Here is a 14,156-nt window from a genome sequence, read left to right as displayed (position 1 = left end):
CGCGATCGGAGGATGTGGTAAGCCATATCGGTCGCGGTGACCGCGCTCAGATCCTCGGTTTTTCGCCGTTTTTGGCGCTTTTTCGGGGTATCGTCCCGATTACGGGCGCACCTACCCCGCGGCGGTAATGAACTCTTTGCGCTTCAGCCACAGATTCGACAGCGCAAACAGCATCAGCATCTGTGCGGTGTTCTTCGCCAAACCGCGATAGCGCACCTTGACGTAGCCAAACTGGCGCTTGATCACCCGAAACGGGTGTTCCACCTTTGCACGCAGGCTGGCTTTTGTGTGCTCCCAGCGCTTGGCCAACTTCAGTTCGCGCTTGTTCTTAATCTGCTTCAGCTTCGAGGGCTTCTCCGCGATCAGGTAGCGCAGTTTGCGCTTGCGCTTCATCTCCTCGCGTTTCTCAAGCCCGGTGTAGCCGCTGTCCGCGCACAGCGTGTCCTCCTTGCCGTGCAGCAGCTTGTGCGCTTGTGTGATATCGGCCACGTTGGCCGCCGTGCACTCCACGTGGTGCACCAGCCCGGAGTCATCGTCCACCCCGATGTGCGCCTTCATCCCGAAGTAGTACTGGTTGCCCTTCTTGGTTTGGTGCATCTCCGGATCGCGCTCGCCATCCTTGTTCTTGGTCGAGCTGGGCGCAGCGATGATCGTGGCGTCCACGATCGTCCCGCCGCGCAAGCTCTGCCCCTTGCGCGACAGGTGCGCGTTGACCCGATTGAACAGCTTGCGCGCCAAATCGTGCTGCTCCAACAGATGGCGGAAGTTGAGAATCGTCGTCTCGTCCGGCACCTCATCCAGCCCGCCGATCTTGGCGAAACGGCGCATCGACACCGTGTCGTACAGCGCTTCTTCCGCCGATGGATCGCTCAGTGCATACCACTGCTGCAAAAAGTGGATGCGCAGCATGGTCTCCAGCCGATACGGCTGTCGCCCCGGCTGCCCCGACTTCGGGTAGTGCGGCTCGATCAGCGCCAGCAGGTCCTTCCACGGCACGACCTGGTCCATCTCGGCCAAGAACACCTCACGCCGCGTCCGCTTGCGCTTGCCGTTGTACTCCGCGTCGCCGAAGGTCAGCTGCATCGAAATCGTCTACTCGGGTCGTTGATCGATTGTGGCAGATCACGATGGATTGTTCAGAGTTTCCCTAAGGCAACCGCCCATTCGCGATGTCAGGTTGGCTGTCTTCCGCCGCACCCTCACCCCAACCCCTCTCCCGCAGGAGAGGGGCTTTTCCAGGGGCGATCCCTGTCCGCGTGCTGCATCGTGATCCTCCTCCCGTCGGGAGAAGGTGGCGCGTAGCGCCGGATGAGGGTACGGGCAGCTCGGGGGCGACCACGTCAGGTTGGCTGTCTTCCGCCGCACCCTCACCCCAACCCCTCTCCCACAGGGAGAGGGGCTTTCCAGGGGCGATCCCTGTCCGCGTAGGGAGAGGGGCTTTCCCAGCGGCGATCTCTCCGCGTGCCGCATCTTGATCCTTCTCCCTTCGGTAGAAGGTGGCGCGTAGCGCCGGATGAGGGTACGGGCAGCTCGGGGGCGACCACGTCAGGTTGGCTGTCTTCCGCCGCACCCTCACCCCAACCCCTCTCCCACAGGGAGAGGGGCTTTTCCAGGGGCGATCCCTGTCCGCGTAGGGAGAGGGGCTTTCCCAGCGGCGATCCCTCCGCGTGCCGCATCGTGATCCTTCTCCCTCTGGGAGAAGGTGGCGCGTCGCGCCGGATGAGGGTACGGGCAGCTCGGGGACCAACAGCCCACGCTGCATCGCTTCGCGCGTCCCACATCGCCATCGCGCGCTCACTTCACCGCCAGCCCTGTAAGCCGCGTTCTTTTGCATCACGCCAACACCCGCCACCAAATCGCCGCGTCTGCATCCACAAGCACGCACTGTTGCCCAGGTGCGCTTGAACCCCGCCCCTCACCAGCAGACAATGCCCATGTTGCGCCGCACAACACCGTGCGACGCGGGCCGACCCTGCTGCCGTCTGCGGCGCAGGCGGCGCGGCCCCGCAACCGAGAGTCCGATGTCCTCCAGCGTGTCCGAGGCTGGCGCTACGCCGCCGCCTTATCCCGATTACCGCATCATCTCGCTGATCCTGGCGTGCGCCATTTTCATGGAGCAGATGGATGCCACCGTGCTGGCCACCGCGCTGCCGACCCTGGCGCGCGATTTCGGCGTGGCGGCACCGGCCATGAGCATCGCGATGACCAGCTACCTGCTGGCGCTGGCGGTGCTGATCCCGGCCAGCGGCGCCATCGCCGACCGCTTCGGCCTGCGCCGCGTGTTCGGCGCCTCCATCTGGGTGTTCGTCGGTGGCTCGATCCTGTGTTCGCTGGCCGATAGCCTGCCCACCATGGTCGCCGCGCGCGTGCTGCAGGGCGCCGGCGGCGCCATGATGGCCCCGCTGGGCCGGCTGATCCTGCTGCGCACGGTGGAGCGCCGCCACCTGGTGTCGGCCATGGCCTGGACGCTGGTGCCGGCCTTCATCGGCCCGATGCTGGGCCCCCCGTTGGGCGGCTTTTTCGTCTCGTACCTGGATTGGCGCTGGATCTTCTACATCAACGTGCCGATCGGTATCGCCGGCTTCCTGCTGGTGCGGCGTTTCATACCGGAGATTCCCAGCGAATCGGCGCCGGCGCGTTTCGATCTGCGCGGCTTTCTGCTGTGCGGCACCGCACTGGGCTGCCTGCTGTTCGGCCTGGAAATGGTCAGCCAGCAAAACGGCGTCGGCCAAGCCAGCTGGCTGCTGGCGATCGGCGGCAGCGCTGGGTTGGGATATCTGTGGCACGCGCGCCACCACCCCGCTCCGCTGCTGGATCTGAGCTTGTTGCGGATCGCCTCGTTCCGGTTGTCGGTGATCGGCGGCGCGCTGATGCGCATCACCCAGGGTGCGCAGCCGTTTCTGTTGCCGCTGCTGTTTCAGATCGGCTTCGGCATGAGCGCGGCGCATAGCGGCCGGTTGATCCTGGCCACTGCGCTCGGAGCCCTATTGATGCGCAGCATCACCCCGCAATTGCTGCGCCGTTTTGGCTATCGCAACAGCCTGATCGGCAACGGCGTCCTCGCCAGCCTGGGCTATATGGTGTGCGCATTTTTCCGCCCCGACTGGCCACCGTCAGTGATGTTCGGCTTGCTGCTGTGCTGCGGCGCCTTCATGTCGTTTCAATTCGCCGCCTACAACACCATCGCCTACGAGAACGTGCCGGCCGCGCGCATGAGCCGCGCCAGCAGCCTGTATACGACCTTGCAGCAGTTGATGCTCTCGGTCGGCGTGTGTGCCGGCGCGATGATCCTCAACCTGGCGATGCTGGCCGGCGGCCACGCAACGCCGCGTCAGAGCGATTTCTCGCTGGCGTTTTGCGTGGTCAGCCTGATCTCGCTCAGCGCCACCTGGTGGCATGTGCGTTTCGACAAGGATGCCGGGCGGGAAATGAGCGGGCACCGGGCGTAAACCGGGTGCGGTCGCATTGCGGCCTATTGGCATGTTCTTGAGCCGCAAACCATCGCGCCTGGATATCCACCAGCCGCGCTCAGCGCACGTCGGCGCACGCCATGCGCTACGCCCCCGCACGCAAGAGGCCGCCCGTAGGCGGCCTCTGCATTTGACTCAACCAGGCTGTTTAGGCCACCGCGATAGCGATGCATGCGCTTCGCCATCGCGGCAATAGGTTGCTTACACCCCGTGCGCGGCCAGTTGGCCCAACCGCTGCACTGCCACCGACACGGTCGGGTAGTCCAGGGTCTTCTGCTCGGCTACATCGGCGAGCATGGCCAGGGTGAAGCGCAGACTGGAATCGTCGCGTGCCATCCAGTTGGCCACCTTGTTCTCGGCACTACTGCCGGGCATGGTCAGCACCTGGCCTACCAATGCACGCTGATGCGCGGCCAGTTCGTCGCGCAGCACCCCACGCGCCACCGCATGCCAACGGCCGTTGACCTCCAGCGCGTCGATCTGTTCGAACAGCCACGGCAGCCGCAGCGCTTCGCCCAGGCGGAAATGCACCTTGGAAACGTCCACCGGCTTGAGCTTGCGCGTGCGCGCGGTTTCGATGATGTCGAAGGCCGGCTCCAGATAACGCAGCTCGGACAACTGCTGCGCCAGTGCCGGGGTGAGGCCCTTGTCCTGCCACTCCTGCACGCTGGCTTCGTACTGCGGGCGCTGCGCATCCGACAGTACGCCCGACGCCACGCGGATGTCGTTGAACGGGCCGTGGTAACGCTCCACCGCTGCGGTGATGCCCGGCATCTGGCCCGGACGCAGCAGCAGCCAGCGCACGAACGAGCGTTGCAGGCGCCAGATCACTTCCAGCGCGTCGATCTGCACCGATTCGGGCACCTTGCCATCCAGCGCATCGATCTGCGTCCACAGCGCGCGCGCATCCAGCGTTTCGCGGCTGATGGTGTAGGCCTTGGCGACCTCACCGATGCTGCGGCCGGTATCTTCCTGCATGCGCATCAGGAAGGTGGCGCCCATGCGGTTGATGGTGGTGTTGGTCACCGCGGTGGCGATGATCTCGCGCTTGAGGCGGTGACGCTCCATCGCATCGGCGTACTTCTTCTGCAGCGGCTGCGGGAAGTAGCGCTGCAATTCCTTGGACAGGTAGGGGTCTTCCGGAATATCCGATTCCAGCAACTGCTGGAACGCCACCAGCTTGGAATAGGACAGCAGCACCGACAGCTCCGGCCGGGTCAGGCCCTGGCCGCGCGCCTTGCGTGCGGACAGCTCCGCATCGGACGGCAGGAACTCGATCTGCCGATCCAGCAGGCCCTGCAGTTCCAGCGTGCGGATGAAGTGCTGCTTGGAGCCGAGCCGCTTGACGCTCATGCGCTCCATCAGGCTGATGGCCTGGTTCTGGCGGTAGTTGTCCCACAGCACCAGGTCGGCCACTTCGTCGGTCATCGACGCCAGCAGCTTGTTGCGTGCGTCATAGGTCAGCTTCTTGGCCTGCACCATGTCGTTGAGCAGGATCTTGATGTTGACCTCGTGATCGGAGGTGTCCACGCCGGCCGAGTTGTCGATGAAGTCGGTATTGAGCAGCACGCCGGCCTGCGCCGCTTCGATACGCCCCAGCTGGGTCAAGCCCAGGTTGCCGCCCTCGCCTACCACCTTGCAGCGCAACTCGCCGCCATTAACGCGCAGGCCGTTGTTGGCGCGATCGCCCACGTCGGCATGCGATTCGCTAGCCGCCTTGACGTAGGTGCCGATGCCGCCGTTCCAGAACAGGTCCACCGGCGCCTTGAGAATCGCGTTCATCAGTTCGTTCGGCGAGAGCTGCTTGACGCTGGCGTCCAGGCCCAGCGCGTCACGCACCGGCGCACTGATGTCGATGGATTTGAGCGTGCGCGGATAGATGCCGCCACCGGCGCTGATCAGTTTGGCGTCGTAGTCGGCCCAGCTGGAACGCGGCAGCTTGAACAGGCGATCGCGTTCGGCAAAGGACACCGCTGCATCCGGATTCGGGTCCAGGAAGATGTGGCGATGATCGAACGCCGCCAGCAGGCGGATATGCCGTGAGAGCAGCATGCCGTTACCGAACACGTCGCCGGACATGTCGCCGATGCCGACCACGCTGAAGTCCTGGCTCTGGCAATCGCGACCCATCGCGCGGAAGTGGCGCTTGACCGATTCCCACGCGCCACGCGCAGTGATGCCCATGCCCTTGTGGTCGTAACCGACCGAACCGCCGGAGGCGAACGCATCGCCGAGCCAGAAGCCGTGATCCAGCGCCAGGCCATTGGCGATATCGGAGAACGTGGCAGTGCCCTTGTCGGCCGCAACCACCAGGTACGGGTCGTCCTGGTCGTGGCGCACCACCTGCGGCGGCGGCACGATCTTGCCGCCGACGATGTTGTCGGTGATGTCGAGCAGGCCCTGGATGAACAGCTTGTAGCAAGCGATGCCTTCTGCCTGGATGGCATCACGGTCACCACCGACCGGCGAACGCTTGACGTAGAACCCGCCCTTGGCGCCAACCGGCACGATCACGGTGTTCTTGACCATCTGCGCCTTGACCAGGCCCAGCACCTCGGTGCGGAAATCCTCGCGCCGGTCAGACCAGCGCAGGCCGCCACGCGCCACTGCGCCAAAGCGCAGGTGCACGCCTTCCACGCGCGGGCCGTAGACGAAGATTTCGCGATACGGACGCGGCTTGGGCAGGTCCGGCACGCGCGACGAATCCAGCTTGAAGCTGATGCAGTGTGGGTGCTTGCCGTGCTTGTCGGTCTGGTAGTAGTTGGTGCGCAAGGTCGCATCGATCACATCGATGAAGCTGCGCAGGATGCGGTCTTCGTCCAGGCTGGAAACGCGATCCATCAACTTCAGCAAGGTGGCGCGGGTGGCGTCCTGCTGCGCGTCGCGATCGCCGCCGCGCGCTTCCAACACGGCGTCCAGCGCCTTGAGCGTGGCCTCGTCGCCGCCTGCCATCGCAGACAGCTCTTCGCGCAGGCGCTCCTGGCCGGCGAAGATCTGTGCCCTGGTTTCGGAACCGGTGGACGGATCAAAGCGCGCTTCGAACAGTTCCACCAGCAAGCGCGCCAGCAGCGGATAGCGGGTAAAGGTGGCTTCGACGTAGGCTTGCGAGAACGGCACTGCCGTCTGCAGCAGGTACTTGCAGTAGCCGCGCAGCAATGCCACCTGGCGCCAATGCAGGCCGGCCGCCAGGATCAGGCGATTGAAGCCGTCGTTTTCGGCATCGCCGTTCCAGATGCGCTCGAACGCTTCGCCGAAGCTGGCATCGGCGTGTGCGGCATTGATCTTGCCGGAGGTCGATTCGACCTCGAAATCCTGGATGTAGACCGGCGTTTCGCCGACCTGCAGCCGATACGGCCGCTCGGAAATCACCCGCAAGCCCATGTTTTCCATCATCGGCATCGCATCGGACAGCGGAATGTCGTCGAGCTGGCGGTACAGCTTTAGGCGCAGGCCTTCGCCAGCATCCAGACGCATGCCATCCTCGCGACGGATTTCCTGCAGGCTCAGATGCAGATCGTCCGGGCCATCCAGCGAAGCGAGATGCTCGACGTCGGAGACCGCCGATTCGATCGAGGAATCTTCGATATAGCCGGCCGGCAGTGCACGACCGAAGTTGGCCGCCATGCGCAGGCCATTGGCCTCGCCATGCCGCGCGACTAATGCTTCGCGCAGGGCATCGCGCCAGTTGCGCAGCAGGTGCGCCAGCCGCGATTCGAGTTCGGTGGTGTTGAACTCAAGCGCCTCGCCGCTCTTGGGACGCACGATCAGGTGCAGCTGCGCCAGTGGCGATTCGCCCAGCACCACGCTGGAGTCGATATATTCGCCGTGCAACGCGTCCTTCAACAAGGCTTCGATGCGCAGGCGCACATCGGTGTTGAAGCGTTCGCGCGGGATGTACACCAGCGCCGAGATGAAACGCCCGTACTTGTCGCGACGCAGGAACAGGCGGCTACGCACGCGCTCCTGCAAGCCGAGGATGCCCATCGCGGTGCGGTACAGCTCTTCTTCGTTGGACTGGAACAGCTCCTCGCGCGGCAGCGTTTCCAGGATGTGGCGCAAGGCCTTGCCGCTATGGCTGCTCGGGGTCAGCCCCGACTTGCTCATCACGTATTCGTGGCGCTGACGCACCAGCGGAATTTCCCACGGCCGGCGGTTGTAGGCGCTGGAAGTGAACAGTCCCAGGAAGCGCTGCTCGCCGACGATGCGGCCCTTGGCGTCGAATTCCAGGATGCCGATGTAATCCATGTAACCGACCCGGTGCACGCGCGAGCGGGCATTTGTCTTGGTCAGGATCAACGCATCCTTGAGCTTGGACGAGGCATTCAAGCCATGCGCGGCCAGCGTGGTCACCGGACGCGCCGGCGAGGTGTCGCGCCCGCGCAGCAGGCCCAGGCCGGTCTCTTCCAGCGGCGCCAGCACGTCCTGGCCATCCTGCTTCTCCACCCGATACTCGCGGTAGCCGAAGAAGGTGAAGTGGTCGGCCGCGGCCCAGCGCAGGAACTCCTGCGCCTCGTGCCGGTTGATGTCGTCGATCGGCAAACGACGCGTCGCCAGATCGTCGGCCAGCATGACCATGCGCTCGCGCATCGCCGACCAGTCCTGCACGATGGCGCGCACCTCGGCCAGCACCTTGCGCACTGCCGCTTCCAGCTTGGGCATTTCTTCCGGCGGCTGGCGGTCGATCTCCAGCACCATCAGCGATTCGCTCTTGCCCTCGCCCACTGCGGTGAGCTTGCCGGACTTGTCGCGCGCGATGCGCAGCACCGGGTGGCCCAGCACGTGCACGCCGATGCCCAGGTCGGCCAGGGTCATGCTGACCGAATCCACCAGGAACGGCATATCGTCGTTGACGATCTGCAGCAGGGTATGCGGCGACTCGTAGCCGTGGCTCTTCAAGGTCGGGTTGAACACCCGTACGTTGACCGTGCCGGCCTTGCGCGCGCGCGCGAACTCCAGCATGTCCGATGCCAGCGCCGCCCACTGCTCCGGCGGATGGTTCGGGAATTCGTCTTCCTCCATGCGCCGGTAGAAGTCGGCGGCGAACGCCTGGACTTCGGCCTGACGGGCGGCCGGGTAGCGCTTGCGCAACGCGGCAAACACCGGCTCGAGGGTAACCGCCTGCGGTTCGGTGGCAAGCACGGGGACGGCACGTTCGGCGACCGGTTTGACCGACGTCGTGGACGATTTCGAAGCGGCTTTCTTGGCTGTCATGAGTAGAGCTGGAATGCTCGGTGGAAAACCTGAATTGTACCGGGGCGCGGTGACGACGCCTTGCTGCATAGCGCAAATGTGCCGGCTGCGATGACTCCTGGCGGCATGCAAAAGCGCTACATCAATGTAGGACGAGGACGCAGTGCCGGGAGGCGGGGCCGGACCGCCACAACCGGCAAAGTCCTGTCGAATGCTTGGCACACAAGGCGTTGCGCAGACAACGCCGCGACCGTCAAGGCTGTTTGAAAACTAAACTGGACGGTATAGTCTACCGCCATGACCCCTCGTTCCCACCGTGCTGCCCGGCGTTCGGACTGCGACCGCCGCATCCATGCGGCCGTGCATGCGCTGCTGGCAGAGCGTGGCATGCGGCTGAGCATGGATGCGGTGGCCGAGCGGGCTGGCTGTTCCAAGCAGACCCTTTACAACTATTACGGCTGCAAGGAAAACCTGCTGCGCGATGTACTGCAGGACCACGTGCACCTGGCGGCCGGGCCGTTGGGCACGGTCTCGGGCGATCTCCACGCGGATCTGCTGGCCTTCGCGCTGGCCCATCTTGACCGTTTGAACAACCCCGATGTGCTACAGACCTGCCGTCTGGTCGAAGCCGAGTCGCATCGGTTCCCGACCAGTCGCAGCAGATCTTCCACGACGGCGTGGTCGGCATGCAGCAGCGCCTGGCGCATCGCTTCGAACAGGCGATCGACGCCGGCCAACTGCGGCATGACGATCCGCACTTCATGGCCGAACTGCTGCTGAGCATGATCGTCGGGCTGGATTTCGACCGCCAACGGTTTCAAGTCCCCCATCGCGCCGGCCTTCCCGCCAGGCAGCGATGGGCGCAGTTCGCCGTGGACACCTTCCTGCGTGCGTTTGCTCCGGCTTCTGCCGCGCCGACGTCGCCACCTTCTCTTCTCACTTCAAGACCCTAACGGAGTTCCTCCTGATGATTGCCCCGCTCCGCACATTCGGCCTGGCCTGTGCCATCACCGTGGCGCTGGCTGCCTGCAGCAAGCCCGAACAACAGCAGGCGCCGCCGCCGCCGGAAGTGTCGGTGCTGGAGATGAAGCCGCAGACGCTGCCGCTGGAACGCGACCTGGTCGGCCGCCTGTCGGCGTACCGTTCGGCGGACGTGCGCGCGCGCGTGGACGGCGTGGTGCTCAAGCGCCTGTACACCGAAGGCGCCAACGTCACCGAAGGCCAGCCGCTGTTCCAGATCGATCCGTCGCAGCTGAAGGCCACGTTGCTGCAGGCGCAGGGCCAGCTGGCCGCCGCCGAAGCGACCTATACCAACGCCAAGATCGCCGCTACGCGTGCACGCAGCCTGGCGCCGCAGCAGTACGTCTCGCGCGCCGACATCGACACCGCCGAAGCCAACGAGCGCTCATCCGGCGCCAACGTGCAACAGGCGCGCGGGGCGGTCGAAGCGGCGCGCATCCAGCTCGGTTTCGCCACTGTGACCTCGCCGATCACCGGCCGCGCCGGTATCCAGCGCGTGACCGAAGGCGCGCTGGTCGGTGCCGGTGAAGCCACCCTGCTGACCACCGTCGACCAGATCGACCCGCTGTACGTGAACTTCGCCATGAGCAGCGAAGAGCTGGCTGCCCTGCGTCAGGCGCAGAGCAGCGGCAACGTGCAGCTCAGCGGCGACGGCAAGTCGTCCATCAACGTGGAGTTGGGCAACGGCACGCAATACCAGCACCCCGGCACGTTGGACGTGTCTGCGGTAACGGTGGACCCGAGCACCGGTGCGGTGTCGTTGCGCGCCACCCTGCCCAACCCCGAACAATCGCTGCTGCCGGGCGCCTTCGTGACCTTCAAGGCCAGCCTGGGCCAGCGCAACAATGCCTACCTGCTGCCGCAGCAGGCAGTGCAGCGCGATGCCACCGGACCCTACGCCCTGGTGCTGGGCAAGGACGGCAAGGTGGTCCGCAAGAACCTGACCGTCGACGGCCAGCAGAAAGGCCAGTGGATCGTCACCGGCGGCATGACCCCGGGCGACCAGGTCATCGTCGATGGCGTGCAGAAGGCCAAGGAAGGGCAGCCGGCCAAGGGCGTGCCGTGGGATCCGAACAAGCCGGCACAAGGCGGCCAGCCCGGCGCACCGGGCGCGGCGCCTGCCGCGGCACAGGGCGGCGACGCGCAAGCCGCACCGTCCGCCGACAAGGCCGATGCAGCGGCGCCGGCCGCCCAGCAACAGCCCAAGCAGGATGCGGCCGCGCAACCGGCCGACTCCCAGTCCAAGCAGCAGTGACGGAACCCGGACATGCCTAAGTTTTTTATCGAACACCCGGTCTTTGCGTGGGTGGTGGCGATCCTGATCTCGCTTGCGGGCGTGATCTCGATCCTGAATCTGGGTATCGAGTCGTACCCGACGATCGCCCCCCCGCAGGTCACCGTTACCGCCAACTTCCCCGGCGCCAGCGCCGACACCGCAGAAAAGGCGGTGACCCAGGTCATCGAACAGCAGCTCACCGGCATCGACCACCTGCTGTACTTCAACTCGTCCTCGGCCGCCAACGGCCGCGTGACCATCACGCTGACTTTCGAAACCGGCACTGATGCGGATATCGCGCAGGTGCAGGTGCAGAACAAGGTGTCGCTGGCCACGCCGCGCCTGCCGTCGGAAGTGACCCAGCAAGGTGTGGTGGTGGCCAAGGCCAACGCTGGCTTCCTGATGGTGGCTGCGCTGCGCTCTGACAACCCGTCGATCAACCGCGACGCGCTCAACGACATCGTCGGCTCGCGCGTGCTCGAGCAGATCTCGCGCGTGCCCGGCGTGGGCAGCACCAACCAGTTCGGCGCCGAATACGCAATGAACATCTGGTTGAACCCGGAGAAACTGCAGGGCTACAACCTGTCGGCGACCCAGGTGCTGACTGCGGTGCGTAACCAGAACGTGCAGTTCGCTGCCGGTTCGGTGGGCGCCGACCCGACCCCGGAAGGCATCAGCTTCACCGCCACGGTGTCGGCGGAAGGCCGCTTCAGCTCGCCCGAGCAGTTCGAAAACATCATCCTGCGGACCGACAACAACGGCGCCACCGTGCGCTTGAAGGATGTCGCGCGCGTGACCGTGGGGCCGAGCAACTACGGCTTCGATACCCAGTACAACGGCAAGCCCACCGGTGCCTTCGGTATCCAGCTGTTGCCGGGCGCCAATGCGTTGAACGTGTCCGAGGCGGTCGGCGCCAAGCTCGACGAACTGCAGCCCACCTTCCCGCAGGGCGTGACTTGGTTTGCGCCGTACGAATCGACCACCTTCGTGCGCATCTCCATCGAGGAAGTGATCCACACGCTGGTGGAAGCCATCGTGCTGGTGTTCCTGGTGATGCTGCTGTTCCTGCAGAACTTCCGCGCCACCGTGATTCCCACGCTGGTGATTCCGGTCGCGCTGCTGGGCACGTTCTTCGGCATGTACATGATCGGCTTCACCATCAACCAGCTGACGCTGTTTGCGATGGTGCTGGCGATCGGCATCGTGGTGGACGATGCGATCGTGGTGATCGAGAACGTCGAACGCATCATGAGCGAGGAGCACCTGGAGCCGAAGGCGGCCACCCAGAAGGCGATGACCCAGATCACCGGCGCGGTGGTGGCCATCACCGTGGTGCTGGCGGCCGTGTTCATCCCCTCCTCGCTGCAGCCTGGCGCCTCGGGCGCGATCTACAAGCAGTTCGCGTTGACCATCGCCATGTCGATGGGGTTCTCTGCGTTCCTGGCGTTGAGCTTCACCCCGGCACTGTGCGCGGCGTTCCTCAAGTCGACCCACTCGACCAAGAAGAACTGGGTCTACCGCACCTTCGACAAGTACTACGACAAGCTGGCGCATCGCTATGTCGGCGTGGTCGGCCATACCCTCAAGCGCTCGCCGCCGTGGATGATTGCGTTCGTGGCGCTGGTGGTGCTGTGCGGCTTCCTGTTCACGCGCATGCCGGGCAGCTTCCTGCCGGAAGAAGACCAGGGCTTTGCGGTGGCCATCGTGCAGCTGCCGCCGGGCGCGACCAAGATCCGCACCAACGAGGCGTTCGCGCAGATGCGTGCGGTGCTGGAGAAGCAGCCGGCCGTGGAAGGCATGCTGCAGATCGCCGGCTTCAGCTTCCTGGGCTCGGGCGAAAACGTCGGTATGGGCTTCATCCGGCTCAAGCCGTGGGAAGAACGCGACGTCACTGCCGAGCAGTTGATCCAGCAGCTCAATGGCGCCTTCTACGGCATCAAGGGCGCGCAGATTTTCGTGGTCAACCTGCCCACCGTGCAGGGCCTGGACCAGTTCGGCGGCTTCGACATGTGGCTGCAGGACCGCTCCGGTGCCGGCCAGGAGGCGCTGATCAATGCGCGCAACATCGTGCTCGGCAAGGCCGCGGAGAAGCAGGACGCCCTGGTTGGCGTGCGTCCGAATGGCCTGGAAAACTCGCCGCAGCTGCAGTTGCACGTGGACCGCGTGCAGGCGCAGTCGATGGGCCTGGATGTCAGCGATATCTATAGCTCGATCCAGCTGATGCTGGCGCCGGTGTACGTCAACGACTACTTCGCCGAGGGCCGCATCAAGCGCGTCAACATGCGTGCCGACGATCAGTTCCGCGCCGGCCCGGAGTCGCTGCGCGACTTCTTCACGCCCAGTGCCACCGCCACCGGTGCCGATGGTCAGCCGGCGATGATTCCGCTGAGCAACGTGGTCAAGGCCGAGTGGAACTACGCCTCGCCGGCCCTGAACCGCTACAACGGCTATTCCGCCGTGAATATCGTCGGCAACCCGGCACCGGGCGGCAGTTCCGGCCAGGCGATGAGCGCGATGGAAGATATCGTCAACAACGATCTGCCGCCGGGCTTCGGTTTCGACTGGAGCGGCATGTCGTACCAGGAAATCATCGCCGGCAATGCGGCCACGCTGTTGCTGGCGTTGTCGGTGGTGGTGGTGTTCCTGTGCCTGGCCGCGCTTTATGAAAGCTGGTCGATTCCGGTGGCGGTGCTGCTGGTGGTGCCGATCGGCGTGTTGGGCGCGATCACCTTCTCGATGTTGCGCGGATTGCCGAACGATCTGTACTTCAAGATCGGCATGATCACGGTGATTGGCCTGGCGGCGAAGAACGCGATCCTGATCGTGGAATTCGCCGTGGAGCAGCGTGCGGCGGGCAAGACCCTGCGCGAGGCCACCCTGGAAGCGGCGCACCTGCGCTTCCGCCCGATCCTGATGACCTCGTTCGCGTTCATCCTGGGCGTGCTGCCGCTGGCCATCTCCACCGGTGCCGGCGCCAACTCGCGCCACTCCATCGGTACCGGCGTGATCGGCGGCATGGTGTTCGCCACCGTGCTCGGCGTGATCTTCATCCCGCTGTTCTTCGTGGTGGTGCGGCGCATGCTGGGCGACAAGCTGGACGAGCAGTCCAGGGAATATCTGGCCGTGCAGAACGACGGTGGCACCCACCGCCCGGATCGCTGAGTCAGGCAGTCGCTGCAACACCAAAAGCCCCGGCACTG

Annotated in this window: 5 protein-coding genes and 1 pseudogene; 4 read left to right on the top strand and 2 right to left on the bottom strand. The window is 65.0% G+C overall.

Annotated features, from left to right (window positions below; all coding sequences use genetic code 11):
* Positions 1-111 precede the first annotated feature (111 nt).
* Positions 112-1,083 (bottom strand): IS5 family transposase, encoded by a 972-nt coding sequence (locus tag ACCQ03_RS05840; RefSeq protein WP_150147813.1) that lies wholly within the window; start codon positions 1,081-1,083, stop codon positions 112-114.
* A 938-nt stretch (positions 1,084-2,021) separates the two neighbouring features.
* Here ACCQ03_RS05840 and ACCQ03_RS05835 point away from each other — a divergent pair.
* Entirely contained in the window at positions 2,022-3,449 is a 1,428-nt protein-coding gene (locus ACCQ03_RS05835; protein ID WP_057679479.1) for a DHA2 family efflux MFS transporter permease subunit, read from the top strand.
* 222 nt (positions 3,450-3,671) lie between these two features.
* Here ACCQ03_RS05835 and ACCQ03_RS05830 read toward each other — a convergent pair whose 3' ends face one another.
* Positions 3,672-8,681 carry an NAD-glutamate dehydrogenase gene (locus tag ACCQ03_RS05830; RefSeq protein WP_209227674.1) on the bottom strand — a complete coding sequence of 1,670 codons (5,010 nt, stop codon included), beginning with the start codon at positions 8,679-8,681 and terminating at the stop codon, positions 3,672-3,674.
* A gap of 276 nt (positions 8,682-8,957) precedes the next feature.
* Here ACCQ03_RS05830 and ACCQ03_RS05825 point away from each other — a divergent pair.
* The 3 genes and pseudogenes from ACCQ03_RS05825 (at position 8,958) to ACCQ03_RS05815 (ending at position 14,118) form a co-directional block, all read left to right on the top strand.
* Positions 8,958-9,613, top strand: a pseudogene (locus ACCQ03_RS05825) (TetR/AcrR family transcriptional regulator).
* A gap of 14 nt (positions 9,614-9,627) precedes the next feature.
* The gene (locus ACCQ03_RS05820) at positions 9,628-10,935 is read left to right on the top strand and encodes an efflux RND transporter periplasmic adaptor subunit (RefSeq protein WP_057679481.1); all 1,308 of its coding nucleotides are present in this window, start codon (positions 9,628-9,630) and stop codon (positions 10,933-10,935) included.
* A 12-nt stretch (positions 10,936-10,947) separates the two neighbouring features.
* The gene (locus tag ACCQ03_RS05815) at positions 10,948-14,118 is read left to right on the top strand and encodes a multidrug efflux RND transporter permease subunit (protein ID WP_209227676.1); all 3,171 of its coding nucleotides are present in this window, start codon (positions 10,948-10,950) and stop codon (positions 14,116-14,118) included.
* Positions 14,119-14,156: the final 38 nt, after the last annotated feature.

The sequence above is a fragment of the Xanthomonas sp. NCPPB 3569 genome, from assembly GCF_041475645.2.
In the GTDB taxonomy this organism is placed as follows: domain Bacteria; phylum Pseudomonadota; class Gammaproteobacteria; order Xanthomonadales; family Xanthomonadaceae; genus Xanthomonas; species Xanthomonas phaseoli.
Note: the sequence above shows the minus strand (reverse complement) of the source record. Positions and strands in the feature narration are given on the sequence as shown.